Here is a 21,323-nt window from a genome sequence, read left to right as displayed (position 1 = left end):
GCGCCCGGCGCCGGCGACGACTGACGCTGCTCAGCTGTTCGGCCGCCCGCGGAACGCGTCCGCGGGCGGCCGAACGGCGATCGATGGTTCAGCGGCGGCCGAGCAGCGAATTGCGCCGGCTGTAGAAGAAGTAGATGAGCAGCCCGAGCAGGAACCAGCCTGCGAATCGCAGATAGGTGAGCGGCTCGAGGAAGCTGATCAGCCAGATCGAGAACACCACGCCGATCGCGGGCACCACGGGCATCCCCGGGCAGCGGAACGACCGCGGCAGGTCGGGCCGGCGGTAGCGCAGCACGATCACCGAGATGCACACGACGATGAACGCGAGCAGGATGCCGATGTTCGTCAACTCGGCGGCGTCGCCGATGGGCAGGAACCCGGCAATCACAGCCGCGACGGCCCCGAGGGTCCACGTGATCCGCGTGGGCTGGCGGTGAACGGGGTCCGTTGCGGACATCCACTGTGGTAGCAGCCCGTCACGGCTCATCGCGTACCCGACGCGCGCAGCACCCATGAGGAACGTGAACAACACCGTCAGGATGCCGAGGATCGCTCCCCCGGCGATGATCGCCCCGAGGAGCGGCAGTCCGACATCGGCGAACGCTACCGAGAACGGTGCGTCGGTGTTGATGTCCGCGTAGTTGACCATCCCGGTGAGCACCAGACAGGCGAGCACGTAGAGCACCATCGAGATCGCCAGCGAGTAGATGATCGCTTTCGGCATGTGCTTCTGCGAGTCCTTCGACTCCTCGGCCGCCGTGCTCATCGCGTCGTAGCCGAAGACGGCGAAGAAGACGACCGCGGCACCGGCGAACGCGCCCGTCAGCCCGAACGGGGCGAACGGGTCGTAGTTCTCCGTGTTGATGTGGAAGACACCGACGCAGATGACCAGCAGGACGACGGCCACCTTGAGGTAGACGAGGGACGTCTCGAAACGGGCAGCGCTACGCATCCCGCGGGTCAGCACGAATGCGATCAGCAGACAGAGCAGCGCGGCGAACAGGTCCACGACGTACGTTCCCGGCGCCACTCCGTCGGGCTCCGTCCCCGGCGCACCCAGCATCCAGGCCGGCAGCGACACGCCGAGGTAGCTCAGCAGCTCACCCAGGTAGCCGGATATCCCGATCGCGACGACGGAGACGATCGCGGTGTACTCCAGCAGCAGGTCCCAGCCGATGAACCACGCGGCGAACTCCCCGAGCACCACGTAGCCGTACGTGTAGGCCGAGCCCGCCCTCGGAATGAGCCCGGCGAACTCGGCGTAGGAGAACGCCGCCGCGGCACTTGCGACACCGGCGACGAGGAAGGAGATGACGACGGCCGGACCGGCCTTCTCGTTGGCGACGACGCCGGCGAGCGAGAAGATGCCCGCCCCGATGATGCCGCCGATTCCGATCGCAGTGAGCTGCCACAGCCCGAGCGTCCGTTGCAGACCGCTCGGTTCCTCGTCGATCTGTTCGATCGGCTTTCGCCGCAGCAACGCGTTCATCGGTGCGGACAAGGTCTCCTCCTCAGCCTCGCGTCAGCATTGACCGTGCGAAGAACGCCACGTTCGCCGGACGCTCTGCGAGCCGGCGCATGAAGTACCCGAACCACTCGGTGCCGTAGGGCAGGTAGACGCGCACCCGCAGCCCGCGTGCGGCCAGGTCGGTCTGGGCGCGGGGGCGGACGCCGTACAGCATCTGGAGCTCGTAGTCGTCGACGGAGCGCTCGTACCGCTGCGCGAGGTGGCGGGCGATCGCCACCAGCCGCGGATCGTGCGTCGCCACCATCGGCAGGCCCTCGCCCGCCATCAGGATCTTGAGGCACCGGACGTACGACAGGTCGACGTCGGCGGCGCTCCGGTAGGCCACCGACTCCGGCTCGTCGTAGGCGCCCTTGCACAGCCGCACGCGGGAGCCCGCGCCGGCCAGGTCACGGCAGTCCGCCTCGGTGCGACGCAGCTGCGACTGCAGCACCGCTCCCACCCACGGGAAGTCCAGCCGCAGGTCGCCGACGGTGGTCAGGGTGGCGTCGGTCGTGGTGTGGTCCTCCATGTCGACCGTGACGGTGGTGCCCACCGCGGCCGCGGCCTCGCACACGTGCCGTGCCGAATCCAGCGCGATCTTCTCGCCGTCCCGGGGGAGCCGCTGCCCGAAGGCCGACAGCTTCACCGACACCTCGACCCGGTCGGCGAGCCCCTCGGCGCCCAGGCGTTGCAGCAGCATCCGGTACGCCGCGACGTTCGCGTCGGCCCGGGCACGGTCGGTGGTGTCCTCGCCGAGATGGTCGATCGTGACGTACCGGTCTGCTGTGATCGTGCGTGCCGCGGCGATCGCCGCGTCGACGGTCGTGCCGGCGACGAAGCGATCGACCAGCGGATCGAACGGCCCGGCCTCGACGGCGGCGCGCACAGCGCCCGACCGGGCCGCTGCCAGCAGGGTGCTGCGAAGCATGCCGAGGACCGTAGATCGTGAGGGACCTCGCAGGCTCGTCGGAGCGGCTAAGGTTCGCCCACTCCCTTCGTCCGATCCGACGAGCACCGCGAGGAGGCCGGGCATGGACACCACACTCCGCCGACTCCTCGCCGCGATCGGGGAACCGCTGGTGGAGGTGGCCACCGCGCCGGCAGGGCTGGACGTACCGCTCACCGGGCTCGCGATCGTCGACCCGGACGACGAGCCCGACCGCTACCCCGGCCAGCTGGTGCTGGTGATCGGGGTCCGGGGGCGGGCCGCGACGGCCGCCCTGCGCGCTGCGGCCCGGCGGGGCGCAGCGGCCGTGGCGGTGAAGGCGGGCGGCCCGGCGGACGTGCTGCGGGCGGCCGCCACGGAGGCCGGCGCGGCACTGCTGCTCGTGCGGCCGGACGTGCGTTGGGAGCGGCTCGAGTCGCTCGCACGCGACGTCCTGCACGACGGCGGGGCCGCGGGGGACGACGGGTCGGGCGACCTGTACTCGCTCGCCCAGACGGTCGCGCTGCTCACGCGCGGGGTCGTCAGCATCGAGGACACCGCGAGCCGGGTGCTCGCCTACTCCCGCTCCGACGCCGACGCGGCGCAGGTCGACGAGCTGCGCAGGCTGTCGATCCTCGGCCGCCAGGGCCCCGCGGACTACCTGCGGATGCTGCGCGAGTGGGGCGTGTTCGACCGGCTGCGCGACAGCGAGGAGGTCGTGCAGGTCGACGAGCACGCGGAGCTGGGCATCCGCCGCAGGCTCGCGATCGGCATCCACGCAGGCCCCCGTCAGCTCGGCACGATCTGGGTGCAGGAGGGCGCGGAACCGTTCGCCGAGCGCGCGGCGGAGGTGCTGGTCGGTGCGGCCCGGGTGGCGGCGGGCCACATCGTGCGCCGCCGCAGCCAGCAGGCACCGGGTGGGCGGTGGGAGCGGGACCTGGTCGCCGGCCTGCTCGACGGGCGGGCGAGCCCGGATCTCGTGGCCGGGACGTTCGGCCTGAACGAGGACGCGAGTGCGCTGGTCGTCGCGTTCGCGGCCCGCGGCGGCGACCCGGCCTCCCAGGAGCTGGTCGTCGCCGAGCTCGTCGAGGTGGTCTCCGTGCACGCGGCGGCGCATCGGCGGGCCGCGCTCTGCGCCGCGGTCGGGGCGCGCGTGTACGCGGTCCTGCCCGACGTCCACGGGACGGACGGGGCGGCGACCCTGTCCGCCGACGTCGTGGCCGCCGCCCGGCGTCGCGGCGACATCCGGGTCCAGGCCGGCATCGGGTCCCCGGCCGCGCAGCTCGCGGGCGTGCCGGGCTCGCGGCGCGAGGCCGACCGGGTGCTCGACGCGATGGGCGAGTCCCAGGACGTGGCAGTGTTCGGCGAGATCCGTGCCGAGGTCCTGCTCACCCAGACGCTCGGGCTCCTGGCGGCCAACCCCGACCTGCGCGACCCGGGCGTGGCCCGGCTCGTGGAGTACGACCGGGAGCACCGCACCGACCTCGTCGGCTCGGTGGTGGCGTGGCTGGACGCGATGGGCGACGTCCGCGCCGCGGCCGAGCGGCTCACCGTCCACCCCAACACCCTGCGCTACCGCGTGCGCAGGGCCACGGCGATAGCCGGCCTGCGCCTGGACGACCCGCGCGCCCGACTGGTGCACCACCTGCAGTTGCTGGCCGCGGGCCGCAACCGCCCCTGACCCTCGAAGTCGCCCCTTGACAGGGCCGTCGCGCACCGCAACACTGAACTACATGGTTCAGTGTTCGGACGGACTCGACGACTCCTTCCACGCACTGTCCGACCGGACCCGTCGCGGGATCCTCGAGCGCCTCGGCAGGCGGGAGGCGTCCATCAGTGAGCTCGCCGAGCACTTCGGCATGACGCTCACGGGGATGAAGAAGCACGTCAGCGTGCTCGAGGAGGCGGGTCTGGTCACCACGGAGAAGGTCGGCAGGGTCCGGATTTGTCGGATCGGCCCCCGCCGGCTGGAGGACGAGACCGCGTGGATCGCGCGGTACAGGGAAATGCTCGAGGCACGTCTCGACCGGCTGGGCGAGTTCCTCGAGCGGACGAAGGGAGAGCAGTGATGGGCGAGGCGACGATCACGACACCGGCGGAGCGGGAGATCCACATCGAGCGGGTCTTCGACGCCCCTCTCGCCAGGGTGTGGCAGGCATACACCGACCCCGAACTGATCGCGCAGTGGTGGGGCGGGGGCGACGAGAAGGTGATCGTCGAGCGCATGGAGGTCGAACGCGGCGGGCACTGGAGGTTCGTCGTGCACGGGCCGGAGGGCACCGACGGGTTCGAGGGCCGCTATCGCGAGGTCACCCCGCAGGAGCGCGTCGTGCAGACGTTCGAGTGGGACGGCATGCCCGGCCACGTCGCGGTCGAGACGGCGACCTTCACCGACCTCGGCGACGGGCGCACGAAGGTCACGACCACCTCGCTGTTCCACACCGCCGAGGAGCGCGACGGCATGCTGAGCTCCGGCATGGAGATCGGGCTCAACGCGAGCTACGCCGCGCTCGACGCGCTGCTTGCCCGGCAGTCCTGAGCAGCCGCCGCAGGCTCGTCCGGCCGGACAACACCGGGGGGAAATCGTTGTCACGGCGGACGAGCCTGCGGCGGCCCCTTCTTCCTAGGGTTCACAACACCGCCGACCCCGGGGAGTCCTCTGCCATGGACGCGATCACCACCACTCCGATCCCGCGGAACGAGCCCGTGCGCGACTACGCACCCGGTTCACCGGAACGCGCGAGCCTGCAGGCCGCGCTCGCCGAGCTGGGCGGGATGCAGCACGAGCTGACCGTCACCATCGACGGCCGCCGGCACATGGCGGGCGGCACGCCCTTCGACGTCGTCGCCCCGCACGACCACGCGCACGTGCTGGGGAGGTCCGCGAACGCAGGCCACGGCGAGGCGAAGGCGGCCGTCGAGGCGGCGCTGCGGGCCGCGCCGGCGTGGCGGGCGCTCCCGTTCGAGGCGCGGGCGTCGGTGCTGCTGCGCGCCGCCGACCTGCTGTCGGGCCCGTGGCGGGACCGGGTGAACGCCGCCACGATGCTCGGCCAGAGCAAGACCTGCTACCAGGCCGAGATCGACTCCGCCTGCGAGCTCGCCGACTTCTGGCGCTTCAACGTGGCGTTCGCCCGCCAGATCCTGGAGAACCAGCCGAACAGCGGCGCAGGCGCGTGGAACCGGATGGACTACCGGCCGCTCGAGGGGTTCGTCTACGCGATCACGCCGTTCAACTTCACGGCCATCGCCGGGAACCTCCCCACCGCGCCCGCCCTCATGGGCAACGCGGTGATCTGGAAGCCGTCACCCACGCAGACGCTCGCCGCCTTCTACACGATGCGGCTGCTGGAGGAGGCAGGCCTCCCGCCCGGTGTGATCAACATGCTGACCGGTGACGGCCGCGAGATCTCCGAGGTGCTGCTCGCCGACCGGGCGCTGGCCGGCATCCACTTCACCGGCTCGTCGGCCACGTTCCAGCACCTGTGGCAGCAGGTCGGGGCGAACATCTCGGGCTATGCCACCTACCCCCGGCTCGTCGGCGAGACCGGCGGCAAGGACTTCGTGGTGGCGCACCCGTCCGCCGACGTCGACGTGCTGCGCACCGCGCTCGTCCGCGGCGCGTTCGAGTACCAGGGCCAGAAGTGCTCGGCGGCGTCGCGGGCGTTCGTGCCGCGCTCGTTGTGGGCACGGCTGCGAGACGACCTCGTCGAGGAGGTGAACGGCCTGCCGATGGGCGACGTCGAGGACTTCGGCAACTTCCTCGGCGCCGTCATCGACCGCCGGGCCTACGACAAGGTGTCGGCCGCGATCGAGCGCGCCCACTCCGACCCGGGCCTCGAGGTGATCGCGGGCGGCACGACCGACGACAGCACCGGCTTCTTCGTGCGGCCCACGGTCGTCGTCGGCGGCGACCCCGGCCACGAGCTCTTCTCCACCGAGTACTTCGGCCCCCTGCTCGCCGTCAACGTGTACGAGGACGGCGAGTTCGAGAAGGTCCTGCAGCACGTCGACCAGGGCGCCCCGTACGGGCTCACCGGCTCGATCATCGCCCGGGACCGGACGGCGATCGCCACCGCCTCGGAGGCACTGCGGTTCGCGGCCGGCAACTTCTACGTCAACGACAAGCCGACCGGTGCGGTCGTCGGGCAGCAGCCGTTCGGCGGCGGCCGGGCGTCGGGCACCAACGACAAGGCGGGCTCGATCTACAACCTGCTCCGCTGGGTCAGCCCGCGCACGATCAAGGAGACCTTCGTGCCTGCGACCACGAGCCGCTACCCCCACCAGGGCTAGGAGCGGGACTTCGTGGCAGTCCGAATGGCTGGCCGATGTGTCGACCAAGGGCAGATGGTCGTTAGTCGATCTTCGATGGCGACCGTCCGCCCTTGATCACCCTCGGTACCCGACCAGGACTCAGCGGGCGTTCGCCTCGATCCGCTCCAGGATCCAGCCGATCCCGGGGTTCTCGGGCGTCCCGTCGGCCGCGCCGGGCCCGGTCTCGAAGTCGTTGTTCCACTCGTCGGCCGTACCCGGCTCGCCCAGGTGGTCGGGTGTCCCCACCCGGGACGCGCCCTGGAACCAGCCCGCGGCGTGGACCATGAGGTGGACCTGCCTGCCCGGGTCCTGGCCCACGTAGTCGATCAGGCGGCGGTAGGAGTCCTTCCCCGCGCTCGCGCCGCCGCTCGCGCTCCGGTAGTCCTCCTCGCGCCACGCGCCGAAGACGCGTCGCCACTCCGGGAAGTCGACGTAGTAGCCCGGAGGGGCCTGCACGGACCTCGTCTCGTCGTCCACGAAGCCCTGGCCGCTGCCGCCGAACGACTCGACGTTGATGATCGGCTTGCTGGTGTGGTCCTTCAGCGTCTCGAACGCGTCGATCGCCTCGTCGCCGGTGGCCCCGGCGTCGTGCATGACCACGTCGACGTCGTCCAGGTCGGCGATGTCCGCACTCTCGTCGGTCTCCACCGTGCCGGTTCCGACGAGACGGCCCGGGGCGGCCTCCTTCACCGCGCGCAGGTACTCCTCCAGGCTGTCCTCGGACTCGGTCGAGTTCAAGTCGTCCGGCTCGTTGAAGACGTTGAAGATGACGTTCGAGTAGTCCCTCAGGGCGGTGGCGGCGGACCGCGCGGCGGCGGTCAGCGTCTCGGGCGTGTCGTCCTCCACGGCCGACCGGTAGAACAGCCCGACGATCACCACCATCCCGCGTGCGTCGGCCGCCTCGATGATCCGCCTCGTCCGCTCGATGACCTCCGTACCGGTGGTCGAGCCGTTCGCGGAATGGTCCGCGTCGTCGTCGAACCCGACGATCGAGGTGACCTCGCTCGCGTTGCCGTCGACGGCGGTGCCGTCGCGGGTGAACACGTGCGCGTACCCGCCGCTCGAGCCCTGCAGCCACAGGATGAAGCTGTTCACGCCGTGGTCGTGCCACGTGTCGAGCTGGGAGACGAGCTCGTCGGTCCAGTCGTCGCGCATCGCCGCGCTGGCCACCCGGAACCCGAACAGGGTGGACGGGGTGCCGTTCACCATGACCTGGCTGCCCTGCACCGAGACGGTGGTCTGCGACCGGCTCGGCGCGGGCTCAGCCCGTCCCGTTCGTTCCGCCGGTGCGCATGCGGCGATCAGCAGGACCAGCACGCTGCCGAGAACGGCACTCAGTACGGCACGAGGCGTCACGACCGGACGGTAGCCAGCACGCGCACGACGTCGAGCAGCGACCGGTCGTCGCCGACGTTGCCGGGGAACACGACGTACGGGATGCCGGTGGCGGGGCCGCCGACCGGCTCCCACAGCGACACGATGCCCGGCAGCATCGGGCCGCGGACGATCGCGTGGCGGATCTCCAGGCCCTCGCTCGCGACGTCGGACGAGGTGATCCCGCCCTTGGCGACCACGAACCGGGGCCGCCGCTGCGCGAGCGTCTCCCGCACGGCGTGGACCAGGCCGGCCGAGACGGTGCGGGCGATCCGCAGGCTCTCGGCCGCCGAGTCCGCCCGCACCAGCGTCCGGCTCGTGTGCAGGACGACGTCGCCCTCCGCGAGACCCGCCACCACGTCCGCGACGACCGGTTCGAGCGAGGCGAAGCCGGTCCCCGCGCTCGACGTCGTGGCGCCCAGCAGCTCGTCGACCCGCAGCTCCACCACCCGCGCGGACGGATGCCCGTCGAGCAGCACGTCGAACTGGCGGGTGGTCAGCCCCACGTGCGAACCGATGACGACGAGCCCGCCGCCCGCCTCGGGCGCATGCCCGGCGAACGCCTCCTCGGCGGTGAGGGGCGCGCGGACCTCCTGACCGATCCGGCCCCGGACGAACGGCGGACCCACCCGGTACAGCAGGGTCTTGCCCCGCCGCTCCGCCTCCGCCAGCCCGATGGCGAGCGCCCGCAGATCGTTCTCGGTGACGATGTCGGCCACGACCGGCCTACCGCCCGTCGCGCCGGCGAGCACGTCCGCCACCGCGCCGGAGCGGATCACGGCGAGGTCGAGCACGAGCACGTCCCGCGCCGGGTACCGGCCGCCGGACTTCTCCTCGACGTACTCGGCCAGCCGCGACTTCGTGTACCCGAACGTCGCGTCCTGCGCGAACTCGGTCTCGGCCACGGGCGTGAGCCCGCCGGTGCCGTCGCGCATGTAGTGGGTGCCCCCGATCGTCACCCGCCCGGCGTCCGGGAACGCGGGCACGATGACCACGGCATCGGTGCGCACGCCGGCCGCCTGCGCCAGCTCGTCGGCGATCACCTCCGGTTCGAGGGGGAAGTGCCCGCGCAGCGTGGAGTCGCTGCGGCTGACGAACCCGAGCGGCACGCCGTCGGCCGCGGCGAGGGCGTTGCGCACGACCTCGCGGTTGCGCCTCTCGGCCTGCTCCGGATCCAGGCTGCGGGTGTTGGTCAGCACGTACACGGCGGGGGCACGCTGCGCGAAGGCCCACTCGAAGTCCTCGCTCGCCCATCGGGTGAGCACCGGCAGATCGGCCACGGATTGGGTGCCGGTCGGGTCGTCGTCGAGGACGACCAGCGTGCGTCCCGACGCCGCGACGGCCGCCGCCACCTCGCTCGCCGGGATCTCCACCTGGGGCGGGTAGCTCGCCAGCAGCTCGGACTCCAGCACGCTCATGAGATCTGGAGCCCGCCGTTGATGTCGTACGTGGCGGCGGTGATCCAGCCCGCGTCGTCGCCGAGCAGGAACGCGATGAGCGCCGCGACCTCCTCGCGGGTGCCCACCCGGCCGATCAGGGTGTCGGCGGACATCGCGGCCTTGCGCTCGTCGGTGAGCATGCCGCCCATGATGTCGGTGTCGACCGGCCCGGGCGCCACCGCGTTGACGGTGATGCCGTACTCCCCCACCTCGCGGGCGAGCGCGCGGGTGAAGCCGATGATCGCGGCCTTCGACGCGCTGTAGGCGACCTTCGAGTAGGTGCCGCCGCCGCGCTGGGCCGAGACCGACGAGAGGCTGACGACGCGGCCCCGCCTGCGCTCGATCATGCCGCGCATCACCCGCTGGGTCACGATGAACGTGCCGCGCATGTTGACCGCGAAGACGCGGTCCCAGCCCTCCACCGTCTCGTTCATGAACGGGACGGGCGAGGCGATCCCGGCGACGTTGGCCAGCGCGACGATCGGTGGCAGGCCGGCCTCCACCTCCGCGATCGCGGCGTCGACGGCGGCCTGGTCGGAGACGTCCACGCCGAGACCGAGCGCCGGAACGTCGTGGGCCGCACCGATCTCGGCGGCCGCCGACCGCGCCTCGTCGCCGTCGATGTCCAGCACCGCGATCGCCCAGCCCTCGCCGGCCAGCCGGTCGGCGAGGGCGCGGCCGATGCCGCGCCGGGAGGCCGCACCCGTCAGGACTGCGGTGCGTCCGCTCTCGGTCATGCCGTCTCCTCCGAATAGGTTTCGATCACGCGCGAGTCGTCCCGCGCGGCGAGGCCTGCGTCAGCGGCTTGCAGGTAGCGGGCCCGCGCCACGTCGAGCAGCGGGGTGCGGGCGCCCACAACGGCCGCGGCGTCGGCCACGAGGCCGCTGTCCTTCACGAAGATCGAGATCGCGCTGGCGACGTCGACGTCGGTGCCCTGCAGCATGCGCGGCCCGCGGTCGGACAGCATGAACGATCCGGCGGCGCCCTGCTCCACGAACGAGAGGACCTGGGCCCGGTCCAGGCCGAGCGCGCCGGCCAGTGCGAGCGCCTCGGCGGCGGCCACGATGTGGACGGCGCAGAGGTGCTGGTTGACGACCTTGACCGCCTGGCCGTCGCCGACCTCGTCGCCCACCTCGCGGACGGTGCCGAGTGCCTCGAGCACGGGACGCGCCGCGGCGACGTCCGCGGCCGGGCCCGAGGCGAAGAGCGTGAGCTCCCCCGTGGCGGCGCGCGCCACCCCGCCGGTCACCGGTACGTCGATGACGGCTGCGCCCGCCGCCGTCAGCCGCTCGGCCTGGGCGCGCACCGACTCCGGCCCCACGGTGCTCATCACGATCCAGCACTGCCCGGCGACGTCGCCCGCAACCGCATCGGTGACGAGGGCGTCGAGCTGGTCGGGCGTCGCGACCATCGCGACCACGAACTCCGCGCGCGGCGCCTCGCCGAAGCCGCCCACGGCCGGCACGCCGGCAGCGGCCGCCCGCTCGAGCGCCGCGGGGAGCGTGTCGACGCCCGTCGTGTCGTGGCCTGCGTCCACCAGCCTGCGGGCCATCGGAAGCCCGATGGCCCCGATCCCGACGAAGGTGACTGTTGGCATGAAGGACCTCCTAGTGGCTGGTGGCGCTGCGCCATACGACGAAGTGGTGGCGCATCGCGGCGGCCGCGGCGGCCCCGTCCCGCGCGGCGAGCGCCTCGACGACCTCGTAGTGGACGGCGTCGGACGGCCGCGGCGCGCCGTCGGCGGACGGCTCGCGTTCCGCGGCGAGCCGCCTGCGGTCGACGACCGCGCCACGCAGGACGTGCGCGAGGCCGTCCCGCATCAGGGTGAAGATCGGGTTGTCCACCACGGTGAACAGGCGGCGGTGGAACTCCAGGTCGGCCTCCAGCGCGCGGTCCTGGTCGCCTGCGTCGGCCGCCCGCACCATCTCGTCGACGAGCGCGCGCAGCTCGGCCACGTCGTCGTCGGTGGCGCGCTCCGCCGCGGCCTCGGCCACGGAGATCTCCAGCATCTCCCGGGCCGCGCTGAACTGCCCGTGCGTCAGCTGGCCGAGCTGGCGCGAGAGGTCGAAGTAGAGCCGCAGGAAGCCGGCGTCCGGGACCTGCAGGTAGGACCCCCGGCCCTGCGTCCGGTCGAGGAAGCCCAGCAGCTCCAACACGGACAGCTGTTCCCGCAGCGAACCCCGGCTGATCTCCAGGCTCGCCCCGAGCTCACGCTCCGTCGGCAGCCTGAGCCGGCCGGTGCCCGGCTCGGGTACCGCCCGCTCGGCGAGGCTGCGGACCAGGAACGACAGGTCCATCGCCTCACCTTCTCGCTGATTGGTTCAACCAATGTAGGCCAGCCACACGATTGGTTCAACCTTTCCAGTCGAGCTGGTGCTCCGGCACCCCGACGCTCCTCCCGTACGCGACGACGTGCGCCCGCGCGGGCTCGTCCCCGCGCCGGTACCGGAACGACCGCCCGGCGAAGACCACGACGTGGTCGCCGCCGATCGAGAAGTCCGCGTACCAGCCGCCCTCCACGAGCAGGGCCGCGGCCAGGGCATCGGCGAGCTCGCCCGCCTGCTCGTCGGGCGCCTCGACGTCGAGGAGCGTCCACACCGGCGGCTGGCCGGGCGCAGCGGATGCCGACACGTCCTCCCGCCACATCCGGACGACCCGCAGGTCGGGCACCTCCAGCGCGGCGCCGGGGCGGAGACTCTCGGCCAGGATTCGTCCACACAGCACCACCCGATCATGGCGTGGCCAGCGCCTCCGCCACCACCGGCAATGCGCGCTCCAGATCGGCACGGCTCGGGCCGGCGTACCCGAGCACGATCCCCGCCCCGGCCGGCGTTCCGGCGTAGTGGCGGGCGAGCCCGTCGAGCCGGACACCCCGTGCCGCTGCCGCGGCCACGGCCGCTCGCTCGGTGGCGGCATCGGCCAGCGGCACCACCACGTGCGCGCCGGCGGCGTCACCCACCACCGCGAGCCCGGCGGCCCGCACGGCGGCGGCGACGGCGCTGCGCCGTCCGGCCAGCTCGCGCCGCAGCCGCCGCAGGTGCCGCGCCAGGTCGCCGTGGACGCCGAAGGCCGCGAAGACCCGCTGACCCGCTCGCGCCGGGCGGCCGCCGCTGCGCTCGCGGGCGGCCAGCACCGCCTCCCGCACCGCGGGCGGGGCGACGAGCCACCCGGCGCCGAGTGTCGGGGTGAGCAGCTTGCTCGCCGTGCCGAGGTGGACCACGACATCGGGCCCGAGCGCGGCGAGCAGCGGCAGCGGCGCGACGTCGTAGCGCAGCTCGCCGTCGTAGTCGTCCTCCAGCACGAGGAACCCCTCGGCGCGCGCCCGCTCCACCAGCGCCACCCGCCGGGCGGCCGAGAGCCGCGAGCCCGTGGGGTACTGGTGCGCAGGCGTGCAGTAGACGGCTGCGAGGCCGGGCGGGAGCGCGTCCACCACGAGGCCGGCGTCGTCCACCGGAACGCTCGTGACGTCGAGGCCCGCGTCGCGCAGCGCGGTGACGGCCCGCTGGTAGCCCGGCTCCTCCACAGCCACCCGGGCGCCCGCGGGGAACGTGCGCGCGAGCTCGCCGACCGCCGACGTGCTGCCACCGGTCGCGAGCACGTCGGCCGGGTCGGCCGGCAGGCCACGGTGGCGCAGCAGGTGCTCGACCACGACCGTCCGGAACTCCTCCAGCCCCACGAAGTCCGGCCCGAGATCGGGCAACGGGTCGGCGGCCGCCCGCCAGGCACGCCGCCACGCAGCCCGGTCGAGCGCGGCGATGCAGGGCGTGCCCGCCGTCAGGTCGACGAGGGCGGACTCGGTTCGCGGAGCGGGCGCCGCCGGGGCCCGCACGCGCGCAGGCGGTCCGGCGGGCGCCCCCACCACGTACGTGCCCGACCCACGCCGCCCCTGAGCCCAGCCCTCGGCGAGCAGCTGGTCGTAGGCCGCGGCGGTCACCGTGCGGCTCACGCCGAGCGTCGCCGCGAGCGCACGGGTCGACGGGAGGCGGTCGCCCGCGCGGAGCGTGCCGTCGGCGGTGGCGGCGCGCAGCGCGTCGGCGAGCTGGACGGCGAGCGGGCGCGCAGCGGCACGGTCCAGCGGCAACGGCGGCAGGTCCACGAGTGGCCTTCCGAAGTCGGACGGAAGTGGCCCTGCCACGATGCCACCTCTCGGCCGACGATGGGGGTGTGAGCCTCTCGACGACCGCCCGCACCACCTTGTCCCGCCTGCGCGAGCGCGCCCGCACCGACCGCGCCGACCTGCACGCCGTGCTCGACGCGGGGCTCGTCTGCCACGTCGGTCTCATCCGGGACGGCGCCCCCGTCGTGCTGCCCACCGGCTACGGGCGCATCGACGACACCGTCTACGTGCACGGCTCCACCGGAGCGGGCTGGCTCCGGATCGCCGACGGCGCCCCGGTCTGCCTGACCGTCACCCACGTCGACGGGATCGTCTACGCGCGCTCGGTGTTCCACCACTCGATGAACTACCGCAGCGCGGTGGTGCACGGTCCCGCGAGGCTCGTCACCGATCCGGCCGAGGAGCTGGCCGGCCTGCGCGCCATCGTGGAGCAGCTCTCGCCGGGTTCGTGGGAGCACGCCCGCGAACCGGACCGCCGCGAGCTCGCGGCCACCGCCGTGTTCGCCATCGACCTCGCGGAGGCGAGCGTGAAGGTGCGCACCGGCCCACCGAGCGACGACGAGCCCGACATCGCCGCCGGCGGCCGGTGGGCCGGCGTGCTCCCGGTACGCACGGTCTTCGGCGGGCCCGAGCCCGACCCGACGCTCCCGCCCGGTTCCTCGGTGCCCGCCCACGTGGCCGACCGCCTGCCGGGGTAAACCGCTGGCCCGAGCAGGGCACGGCGGCGGATCGTGTCCGCATGTCCAGGACCGAGGTGCGTCGTGATGACGGAGAGCTGATCGGGTTCGTCGAGCCCGCGCCCGACGGTGGTGGCTGGCGCGCGCTGGCGGTGTTCGGCGCCGAGCTCGCCACCGCGCCGGACCGCGACTCCGCGATCGCCGAGGTCCGGGCGGCCGGGTTGGGGGTGCTCGCCGAGCGCTGGTGGTACCGCGACGGGGAGGAGTGGCTGCCCGCCGCGATCCTGGAGGCCGCGCCCGGGCGGGTGGTGGCCGTCGTCGGTGACGCCGCCCAGTTCGTGGGCGTGATCGGCAATCCCGACGTGGCGATCCCGCTCACGCTCACCGGCCCGGACGCGGCGGCGCTGCGGAGGCGCGCCGTCTGAAACAGACCACCGGACCGGGTGACGTAACCTCGGCCCGCGTGAACGCTCCCTACCCGGACGCCGAGCGCCTCGATCTGGTCGAGGAGCTGCACGGCCACCGTGTCGCCGACCCGTACCGGTGGCTCGAGGATCCGGACGACCCGCGCACGCGGGCGTGGTCGGCTGCGCAGGACGTGCTGACCAGGGAGCACCTCGACGGGCTCGCGGGCCGGGACGGGCTCGCCACCCGGCTCAGCGAACTCATGTCGGCCGGGTCGGTGTCGGCTCCGCTGTGGCGGGCCGGTCGCCGGTTCGGCACCCGCCGCGAGCCCGGGCAGGAGCACGCCGTGCTGCACGTCCGGGAGGCCGACGGCAGCGAGCGGGTGCTGCTGGACCCGGTGGCGCTCGACCCCACCGGACGCACGACGCTCGACGGCTGGGTCCCGGACCTCGAGGGCAGGCTGCTGGCCTACCAGCTCTCCAGCGGGGGCGACGAGCACTCGGTGCTGCACGTGCTCGACGTCACGACGGGCGAGGACGTGGAGCCGCCGATCGACCGCTGCCGCTACTCCGACGTCGCCTGGCTGCCCGGCGGCGAGGAGTTCGTGTTCGTGCGGATGGTGGCCGAGGACGAGGTGCCCGAAGGGGAGCAGGCGTTCCACCGCCGGATCTGGCGCCACCGGGTGGGCACGCCCACCACGGACGACGAGTTGATCGACGGTCCCGGGCTCTACGACGAGCACACCTACTACGGCGTGCACGTCTCCCGGGACGGCGGCTGGCTGGTCGTCACCGGCAACATCGGCACGGCCCGCCGCGACAGCGTGTGGATCGCCGAGCTGAGCGGCGCCGAGAAGACACCTCCCCTCACGCCGCTGCTCACCCAGGCCGACGACGTGCAGTGCCACGCGTGGGTCGACCGGGACGGGTTGCTGTACCTGCACACCACCGACGGTGCACCGCGCTGGCGGCTGGCCGTCGCCGACCCGCGCACGCCTGCACGCGAGCACTGGCGCGAGCTGGTGCCCGAGGACCCGGGCTCGGTGTTGCAGGCCGTGCGCCGCCTGGAACGGCCGGACGGGGCGCCGCTGCTCGCGCTCGCCCGCACCCGGCACGCGGTGGCCGAGGTCGCGCTCCACGACGCCGCCGACGGCCGCCTGCACGACACCGTCCCGCTGCCCGGCACCGGCTCGCTCACCGGCTTCTCGGTGGCCGACCGGGACACCCCCGCCGAGGCGGGCCGGCTCTGGCTCGGCTGGACCGACCTGGTCACGCCCCCGGAGGTGCACCGCTTCGACCTCGCCACCGGGGAGACCGTGCGGGAGGAGGCGGCGCCGGGCGCCGTCGACGTGCCCGCCGTGCGCACCGAGCACCGCGAGTTCACCTCGGCCGACGGCACGACCGTGCGGATGTTCGTCATCTGTCCGCCCGACGCGTCCGGCCCCCGGCCCGCCCTCGTCACCGGCTACGGCGGCTTCGGCATCAGCCGCGAGCCCGCCTACACCGCGTCGGCGCTGTCCTGGGTCGAGGCAGGCGGCACGTTCGCGCTGGTGTCCCTGCGCGGCGGCGGCGAGGAGGGCGAGGAGTGGCACCTCGCCGGGAACCGCGCCAACAAGCAGAACGTCTTCGACGACCTGCACGCCGCGGCCACCGCCCTGATCGACGCGGGTGACACCACTGCCGACCGGCTCGCGATCATGGGCGGGTCCAACGGCGGCCTGCTAGTCGGTGCCGCGCTCACCCAGCGCCCCGACCTGTACCGGGCCGTCGTCTGCTCGGCGCCGCTGCTGGACATGGTGCGCTACGAGGAGTTCTCCCTCGGCCGCACGTGGAACGACGAGTACGGCACCGCCGCCGACCCCGAGGAGCTCGGCTGGCTGCTGAACTATTCGCCCTACCACCACGTCCACGAAGATGTGGCGTATCCGGCCGTGCTCTTCACCGTGTTCGACTCCGACACACGGGTCGACCCGCTGCACGCCCGCAAGATGTGCGCCGCGCTGCAGCACGCCACGACCGGCGACCCGCACACCCGTCCGATCCTGATCCGCCGCGAGACCGACGTGGGCCACGGCGCCCGTGCGGTCTCCCGCAGCGTTGCGCTGGCGGTCGACCAGCTGTCCTTCGTCGCCGCACACACCGGTCTGGAGCTGTCGTGACCCCCGCTCCCCTGCCCCCCGTTCCCCTACCCGCCGTTCCCCTACCCGCCGTTCCCCTACCCGCAGCAGCCTTCCCCGCAGCCGCCGTACCCGACCAACCCACCTGCGCTGCCGACGCAGGCAGCTGGTGCGCGGAGTTCTACAAGGTGACCAACAGCGACTTCCTCGCCCGTTCCGCCGACACGATCGTGTCCACGACGTTCAACGTGGCGCTGATCGTCGTTCTCTGCGTGGTGGCCAGGTACATGCTCCACCGCGCGATCAACCGCATCGTCGAGGGCGCCACCAACTCGCGGATCTCCCGGCTCGTCGGGCGCGCGCCGCGGCTGCGCGGCAACGGTGGCGGCAACGGCGCGACGACCCCGCGCCGCGCCCAGCGCGCCCGCACCATCGGCTCGGTGCTGCGCTCGATCAGCTCGGTCGTCATCCTCACGGTCGGCGCGATCATGGTGCTCGCCGAGTTCGGCGTGGCGCTCGCCCCGATCCTCGCCTCGGCCGGGATCGTGGGCGTCGCGGTCGGCTTCGGCGCCCAGAACCTCGTGCGCGACTTCCTCTCGGGCATGTTCATGCTGATGGAGGACCAGTACGGCGTCGGCGACATCATCGACGCCGGCGAGGCGAGCGGCGTCGTGGAGGCCGTCGGGCTGCGGATCACCACGTTGCGGGACCACCAGGGCACGGTCTGGTACGTCCGCAACGGCGAGATCCTGCGCGTGGGCAACAAGAGCCAGGGCTACGCCGTCGCGGTCATCGACCTGCCGCTCGCCCACGCCGCCGACATCCCCAGCGCGAGCGCCCTCGCCGAGCGTGCCGCCACCGAGCGCGTCGCCGAGAAGGACGTCACCGACTCGGTGCTGGAGCCGCCCGAGATGCTCGGCGTCGAGCGGGTCGGGCCGGAAGGGGTCACGCTGCGCCTGACCGTCAAGGTCAAGCCGGGTGAGCAGTTCGCCGTCCAGCGTGCACTCAACGCCGCCATCGCCGACGCGTTCGAGGACGCGGGCGTCCCGCGGCCCTCGGTCTTCCCGGGGGCGGAGCCCCGCCCCTCGATACCCTAGCCGGCGCGGGAGGGGATGATGGGACCGTGACCGATCCTCAGAACTTCTACGCCGAGGTCGGCGGAGCCCCGGTCTTCGAGAAGCTCGTCCGGCGGTTCTACGAGCAGGTCGCCGAGGACGAGGTGCTCCGCCCCCTCTACCCGGAGGAAGACCTCGGCCCGGCCGAGGAGCGGCTACGGATGTTCCTCGAGCAGTACTGGGGCGGCCCGCGCACCTATTCGGACCAGCGCGGCCATCCCCGGCTCCGGATGCGGCACGCGCCGTTCAAGGTCGGGCCCATCGAGCGGGACGCCTGGCTGCGGTGCATGCGGGTGGCGGTCGACGACGCCGGCCTCGACCCCGCCCACCGCGACCAGCTGTGGCAGTACCTGACGTACGCGGCGGCCAGTATGGTGAACAGCCCCTTCTGAGTCCACCAACTGCTCGAACTACTACCCGGTGTGACGGAGAGCCCTCGCTCCGTCCCCTTTCGCTTGGCAAGATCTGGCCCGTGCAGTGGTGGCGGGACGCCGTGGTGTACCAGATCTACGTCCGTTCGTTCTCGGACGCGGACGGCGACGGCGTCGGTGACCTCGACGGCATCCGGGCCCGGCTGGGCTACCTCGAGCTGCTCGGGGTGGACGCGATCTGGCTCACCCCGTTCTTCACCTCGCCCATGGCCGACCACGGCTACGACGTGGCCGACCCGCGCGAGGTCGACCCGGTGTTCGGCGACCTCGCCGCGTTCGACCGTCTCGTCGCCGACGCCCACGAGCACGGCCTGCGCGTCACGATCGACCTCGTCCCGAACCACACCTCCAGCGAGCACGAGTGGTTCCGCGCGGCGCTGGACGCCGCACCGGGCAGCCCCGAGCGGGCCCGCTACCACTTCCGCCGCGGCCGCGGCGGAGGCGGCGACGACCCGCCGAACAACTGGCAGAGCGTCTTCGGCGGGCCCGCGTGGACGCGGGTGCAGGACCCGGACGGCAGCCCCGGCGAGTGGTACCTGCACCTGTTCGCCCCCGGGCAGCCGGACCTGAACTGGACGAACCCCGAGGTGTGGGCCGACCTGGAGAAGACGCTGCGGTTCTGGCTGGACCGCGACGTCGACGGGTTCCGGATCGACGTCGCCCACGGCATGAGCAAACCGCCCGATCTCCCGGACGCGCGGGAGGAACGCGGCGCCGTCCCTGACGGCGAGCGGTGGGCCGCCTCGGTGGTGGAGCCGGACCCGCGCTTCGACCACGACGACGTCCACGGCGTGCACCGGATGATCCGCGCCGTGCTCGACCACTATCCGGGCCGGCTCGTCGTGGGCGAGGTGTGGGTGGGCGACGGCGACCGGTTCTCCCGCTACATGCGCTCCGACGAGCTGCACCTGGGCTTCAACTTCCGGCTCGTGCGCGCGCCGTTCGAGGCGGCCGCCCTCAGGACGGCGATCGAGCAGTCGCTCGCGGCCGTCGCCGACGTGGGCGCGCCTGCGGCGTGGACGCTGTCCAACCACGACGTCTCCCGGCCCGTCACGCGCTACGGCGGTGGCACCGTCGGCCTCGCGCGGGCCCGGGCGATGGCACTCGTGGAGCTGGCGCTGCCGGGGGTCGTCTACCTCTACAACGGCGAGGAGCTCGGCCTCCCCGATGTCGAACTGCCCGACGACGTGCTGCAGGACCCGATCTGGGAGCTCTCCGGCCGCACCCGACGCGGCCGCGACCGCTGCCGGGTGCCGATGCCATGGGAGGGCAGCGCGCCGGGCTACGGGTTCACCTCGGGCGACCCGTGGCTGCCGATGCCGCCCGACTACGGGAAGCTCGTCGCCGCCGAGCAGCTGGAGGACACCGGCTCCATGCTGTCGCTGGTACGGCGCGCGATCGAGCTCCGCAACACCCACCCCGGCTTCGAGGGCGACGAGCTGGAATGGTTCGGCGCCCCCGAGGGCTGCTTCGCGTTTCGCCGGGCAGGCACCACGCTGGTCTGCGCGCTGAACACCTCCGCGGAGGTGGTCCCGCTCCCGCCCGGCGAGGTCATCCTGGCCAGCGGCCCCCTCACCGACGGCATGCTCCCGCCGGACACCGCCGCCTGGCTCGCCTGAGGCCGTGCCCGGACGCCCGACACACCGCGCCGAACGCCCGACACACCGTGCTGAACGCAAGACTCGCCCGCACGTGTCTGCCAACGCCGCGCGAGTCCGACATCCCGACACGGCGAGTCCGACATCCCGACACGGCGAGTCCGACATCCGGGCACGGCGAGTCCGACGTCCGGGCACGGCGAGTCGGGCATCTGGGCGCGGCGAGTCGCGCGCCGCGGCTCAGCCGACGAGCAGCGGGAGGGCCGTGACGCGCCTGCGCACGACCGCGCCGTAGCGCGCGTCGAGCCGCATCCACGTGCCGGTGGCCGACACGCGTACCACGCCGGCGTCCGGCCCGGTGTCGCCGAGGAATCCCATTCCGGACAGCGCGAACAGGCAGCGCAACGGCACCTTCACCGCCGGCCGGGCTCCGGCCGAGACCGTGAGCACCGTCTGGTCCAGCAGCGACGCCGGCGGGCCCATGGGCCCCGCGTTCTCCCGCGCGACGGCGAGCCCGCGCTCGGTGAGCCGCTCCAGCTCCGCGGCCGGCACGTCGTCGACCGGCTGCCAGCCCACCGCGGGCGGCAGCTCGCCGTGCCACAAGCCGCCCGCGCCCGGGTCGACCGTCTCCGCCCGCTCGACGGTGAGCGCGGTGAGGAGGCCCGTGGCGGGCACCGTGACGTCGGCAGGCTCCAGCGCGCCGTGCACGCTGCGGGTGGCGAGCACGTCGAACGGCGTCGCCGCCCAGGTCGTCACCGTCCCGTCGCGCGCCTGCAGCCGCACGAGCGCGGCCTGGTCGAGCCGCACCACCCGCGCGACGAACGCCCCGAGGTCGCCACGCTCGTCGGGGTCCGGCACTGTCAGCCGCGTCATGCCACCCACCTCCCCAGGAACTCCCGCTCCTCGGCCGTGAGCCGCCGCGGCCGCTGAGCGGCCAGGTCGAACGTCGCCAGCCGAGTCTCCGCCGTGACGGCGACGGTGTCGCCCTCGCCCGGCCCGTCGTGCATGACGTACCGGATGCGGAACGCCGCCGCCCGCATGTCGTCCACCGTCATCGCCACCCGCAACCGCCGGGACCGGTAGGAGATCTGCCGTTTGTAGTCCACCGACAGCCCCGTGACGAGCAGGCCGGCGGCGAACCCGGGCACACCCTCCTCCGCCGCCTCGTCGAAGACGAGCTGGATCCGGGCCTCCTCCAGCAACGTCACGGTGACCGCGTGGTTGACGTGCTGGAAGACGTCCTGGTCGGTCCAGCGCACGGCGACGTGAGCGATGAAGGGAGCCACCCCTCCACCTTCTCAACCGGCG

21 protein-coding genes are annotated in these 21,323 nt (G+C 73.2%); 10 read left to right on the top strand and 11 right to left on the bottom strand.

Features of this window, described 5'->3' with window-relative positions; translation table 11 throughout:
• Positions 1-88: 88 nt before the first annotated feature.
• Positions 89-1,489: an amino acid permease gene (locus FHX44_RS25935; protein WP_147261461.1), complete on the bottom strand. Its 1,401-nt coding sequence runs from the start codon at positions 1,487-1,489 to the stop codon at positions 89-91.
• Between the two features lie 22 nt (positions 1,490-1,511).
• Entirely contained in the window at positions 1,512-2,435 is a 924-nt protein-coding gene (locus tag FHX44_RS25930) for a proline dehydrogenase family protein (RefSeq protein ID WP_147258192.1), read from the bottom strand.
• Positions 2,436-2,538: 103 nt separating this feature from the next.
• Here FHX44_RS25930 and FHX44_RS25925 point away from each other — a divergent pair, with 103 nt between their 5' ends.
• The 4 genes from FHX44_RS25925 (at position 2,539) to pruA (ending at position 6,722) form a co-directional block, all read left to right on the top strand.
• A complete protein-coding gene (locus FHX44_RS25925) occupies positions 2,539-4,113 on the top strand; it encodes a PucR family transcriptional regulator (RefSeq protein ID WP_147258191.1) in 1,575 nt (524 codons plus the stop codon).
• Positions 4,114-4,165: 52 nt separating this feature from the next.
• A complete protein-coding gene (locus tag FHX44_RS25920) occupies positions 4,166-4,501 on the top strand; it encodes an ArsR/SmtB family transcription factor (RefSeq protein WP_147258190.1) in 336 nt (111 codons plus the stop codon).
• Positions 4,501-4,971 carry an SRPBCC family protein gene (locus tag FHX44_RS25915; RefSeq protein WP_147258189.1) on the top strand — a complete coding sequence of 157 codons (471 nt, stop codon included), beginning with the start codon at positions 4,501-4,503 and terminating at the stop codon, positions 4,969-4,971. The genes FHX44_RS25920 and FHX44_RS25915 overlap by 1 nt, the downstream gene beginning before the upstream one ends.
• Positions 4,972-5,096: 125 nt before the next feature.
• The gene (gene pruA / locus FHX44_RS25910) at positions 5,097-6,722 is read left to right on the top strand and encodes an L-glutamate gamma-semialdehyde dehydrogenase (protein WP_147258188.1); all 1,626 of its coding nucleotides are present in this window, start codon (positions 5,097-5,099) and stop codon (positions 6,720-6,722) included.
• Between the two features lie 120 nt (positions 6,723-6,842).
• On the opposite strand, the gene FHX44_RS25905 is transcribed toward pruA, so the two are convergent.
• From FHX44_RS25905 to pdxR, 7 genes are read right to left on the bottom strand one after another with little or no spacing between them, the layout of a single operon-like run.
• Entirely contained in the window at positions 6,843-8,099 is a 1,257-nt protein-coding gene (locus FHX44_RS25905) for a cellulase family glycosylhydrolase (RefSeq protein ID WP_147258187.1), read from the bottom strand.
• Complete coding sequence (locus FHX44_RS25900; RefSeq protein ID WP_147258186.1) at positions 8,096-9,535, bottom strand: four-carbon acid sugar kinase family protein; 1,440 nt, start codon at positions 9,533-9,535, stop codon at positions 8,096-8,098. Before FHX44_RS25900 ends, FHX44_RS25905 begins: the two co-directional genes overlap by 4 nt.
• Complete coding sequence (locus tag FHX44_RS25895) at positions 9,532-10,293, bottom strand: SDR family NAD(P)-dependent oxidoreductase (RefSeq protein ID WP_147258185.1); 762 nt, start codon at positions 10,291-10,293, stop codon at positions 9,532-9,534. The genes FHX44_RS25900 and FHX44_RS25895 overlap by 4 nt, the downstream gene beginning before the upstream one ends.
• On the bottom strand, positions 10,290-11,153 hold the full coding sequence (locus FHX44_RS25890; protein WP_147258184.1) for an NAD(P)-dependent oxidoreductase: 864 nt from the start codon (positions 11,151-11,153) through the stop codon (positions 10,290-10,292). The genes FHX44_RS25895 and FHX44_RS25890 overlap by 4 nt, the downstream gene beginning before the upstream one ends.
• Before the next feature lie 10 nt (positions 11,154-11,163).
• Positions 11,164-11,853 carry a FadR/GntR family transcriptional regulator gene (locus FHX44_RS25885; RefSeq protein ID WP_147258183.1) on the bottom strand — a complete coding sequence of 230 codons (690 nt, stop codon included), beginning with the start codon at positions 11,851-11,853 and terminating at the stop codon, positions 11,164-11,166.
• A 55-nt stretch (positions 11,854-11,908) separates the two neighbouring features.
• Entirely contained in the window at positions 11,909-12,280 is a 372-nt protein-coding gene (locus tag FHX44_RS25880) for a hypothetical protein (RefSeq protein WP_147258182.1), read from the bottom strand.
• Positions 12,281-12,287: 7 nt separating this feature from the next.
• The gene (gene pdxR, locus FHX44_RS25875) at positions 12,288-13,691 is read right to left on the bottom strand and encodes a MocR-like pyridoxine biosynthesis transcription factor PdxR (RefSeq protein WP_246170589.1); all 1,404 of its coding nucleotides are present in this window, start codon (positions 13,689-13,691) and stop codon (positions 12,288-12,290) included.
• Between the two features lie 29 nt (positions 13,692-13,720).
• Here pdxR and FHX44_RS25870 point away from each other — a divergent pair, with 29 nt between their 5' ends.
• From FHX44_RS25870 to FHX44_RS25845, 6 genes are all read left to right on the top strand, one after another.
• Complete coding sequence (locus FHX44_RS25870) at positions 13,721-14,371, top strand: pyridoxamine 5'-phosphate oxidase family protein (RefSeq protein WP_147258181.1); 651 nt, start codon at positions 13,721-13,723, stop codon at positions 14,369-14,371.
• Between the two features lie 41 nt (positions 14,372-14,412).
• Positions 14,413-14,775 carry a hypothetical protein gene (locus tag FHX44_RS25865; RefSeq protein ID WP_147258180.1) on the top strand — a complete coding sequence of 121 codons (363 nt, stop codon included), beginning with the start codon at positions 14,413-14,415 and terminating at the stop codon, positions 14,773-14,775.
• A gap of 38 nt (positions 14,776-14,813) precedes the next feature.
• Entirely contained in the window at positions 14,814-16,913 is a 2,100-nt protein-coding gene (locus FHX44_RS25860) for a prolyl oligopeptidase family serine peptidase (protein WP_147258179.1), read from the top strand.
• On the top strand, positions 16,910-17,968 hold the full coding sequence (locus tag FHX44_RS25855; RefSeq protein ID WP_246170588.1) for a mechanosensitive ion channel family protein: 1,059 nt from the start codon (positions 16,910-16,912) through the stop codon (positions 17,966-17,968). The genes FHX44_RS25860 and FHX44_RS25855 overlap by 4 nt, the downstream gene beginning before the upstream one ends.
• 26 nt (positions 17,969-17,994) lie before the next feature.
• The gene (locus FHX44_RS25850) at positions 17,995-18,378 is read left to right on the top strand and encodes a globin (RefSeq protein ID WP_147258178.1); all 384 of its coding nucleotides are present in this window, start codon (positions 17,995-17,997) and stop codon (positions 18,376-18,378) included.
• A gap of 80 nt (positions 18,379-18,458) precedes the next feature.
• Positions 18,459-20,036 carry a glycoside hydrolase family 13 protein gene (locus FHX44_RS25845; protein WP_147258177.1) on the top strand — a complete coding sequence of 526 codons (1,578 nt, stop codon included), beginning with the start codon at positions 18,459-18,461 and terminating at the stop codon, positions 20,034-20,036.
• A gap of 219 nt (positions 20,037-20,255) precedes the next feature.
• Here FHX44_RS25845 and FHX44_RS25840 read toward each other — a convergent pair whose 3' ends face one another.
• Positions 20,256-20,888: a DUF8185 domain-containing protein gene (locus FHX44_RS25840; protein WP_147258176.1), complete on the bottom strand. Its 633-nt coding sequence runs from the start codon at positions 20,886-20,888 to the stop codon at positions 20,256-20,258.
• The gene (locus FHX44_RS25835; RefSeq protein WP_147258175.1) at positions 20,885-21,301 is read right to left on the bottom strand and encodes an acyl-CoA thioesterase; all 417 of its coding nucleotides are present in this window, start codon (positions 21,299-21,301) and stop codon (positions 20,885-20,887) included. The genes FHX44_RS25840 and FHX44_RS25835 overlap by 4 nt, the downstream gene beginning before the upstream one ends.
• Positions 21,302-21,323: the final 22 nt, after the last annotated feature.

The organism is Pseudonocardia hierapolitana (assembly GCF_007994075.1).
Lineage (GTDB): Bacteria > Actinomycetota > Actinomycetes > Mycobacteriales > Pseudonocardiaceae > Pseudonocardia > Pseudonocardia hierapolitana.
The sequence above is the reverse complement of the archived record's forward strand: the minus strand, read 5'-3'. Positions and strand labels throughout refer to the sequence as shown.

Bases quoted from the DNA above. Each gene is read 5' to 3' on its own strand.
- FHX44_RS25935 (WP_147261461.1), bottom strand. From the start codon at position 1,489: ATGAACGCGTTGCTGCGGCGAAAGCCGATCGAACAGATCGACGAGGAA.
- FHX44_RS25930 (WP_147258192.1), bottom strand. From the start codon at position 2,435: ATGCTTCGCAGCACCCTGCTGGCAGCGGCCCGGTCGGGCGCTGTGCGC.
- FHX44_RS25925 (WP_147258191.1), top strand. From the start codon at position 2,539: ATGGACACCACACTCCGCCGACTCCTCGCCGCGATCGGGGAACCGCTG.
- FHX44_RS25920 (WP_147258190.1), top strand. From the start codon at position 4,166: ATGGTTCAGTGTTCGGACGGACTCGACGACTCCTTCCACGCACTGTCC.
- FHX44_RS25915 (WP_147258189.1), top strand. From the start codon at position 4,501: ATGGGCGAGGCGACGATCACGACACCGGCGGAGCGGGAGATCCACATC.
- pruA (WP_147258188.1), top strand. From the start codon at position 5,097: ATGGACGCGATCACCACCACTCCGATCCCGCGGAACGAGCCCGTGCGC.
- FHX44_RS25900 (WP_147258186.1), bottom strand. From the start codon at position 9,535: ATGAGCGTGCTGGAGTCCGAGCTGCTGGCGAGCTACCCGCCCCAGGTG.
- FHX44_RS25895 (WP_147258185.1), bottom strand. From the start codon at position 10,293: ATGACCGAGAGCGGACGCACCGCAGTCCTGACGGGTGCGGCCTCCCGG.
- FHX44_RS25890 (WP_147258184.1), bottom strand. From the start codon at position 11,153: ATGCCAACAGTCACCTTCGTCGGGATCGGGGCCATCGGGCTTCCGATG.
- FHX44_RS25885 (WP_147258183.1), bottom strand. From the start codon at position 11,853: ATGGACCTGTCGTTCCTGGTCCGCAGCCTCGCCGAGCGGGCGGTACCC.
- FHX44_RS25865 (WP_147258180.1), top strand. From the start codon at position 14,413: ATGTCCAGGACCGAGGTGCGTCGTGATGACGGAGAGCTGATCGGGTTC.
- FHX44_RS25840 (WP_147258176.1), bottom strand. From the start codon at position 20,888: ATGACGCGGCTGACAGTGCCGGACCCCGACGAGCGTGGCGACCTCGGG.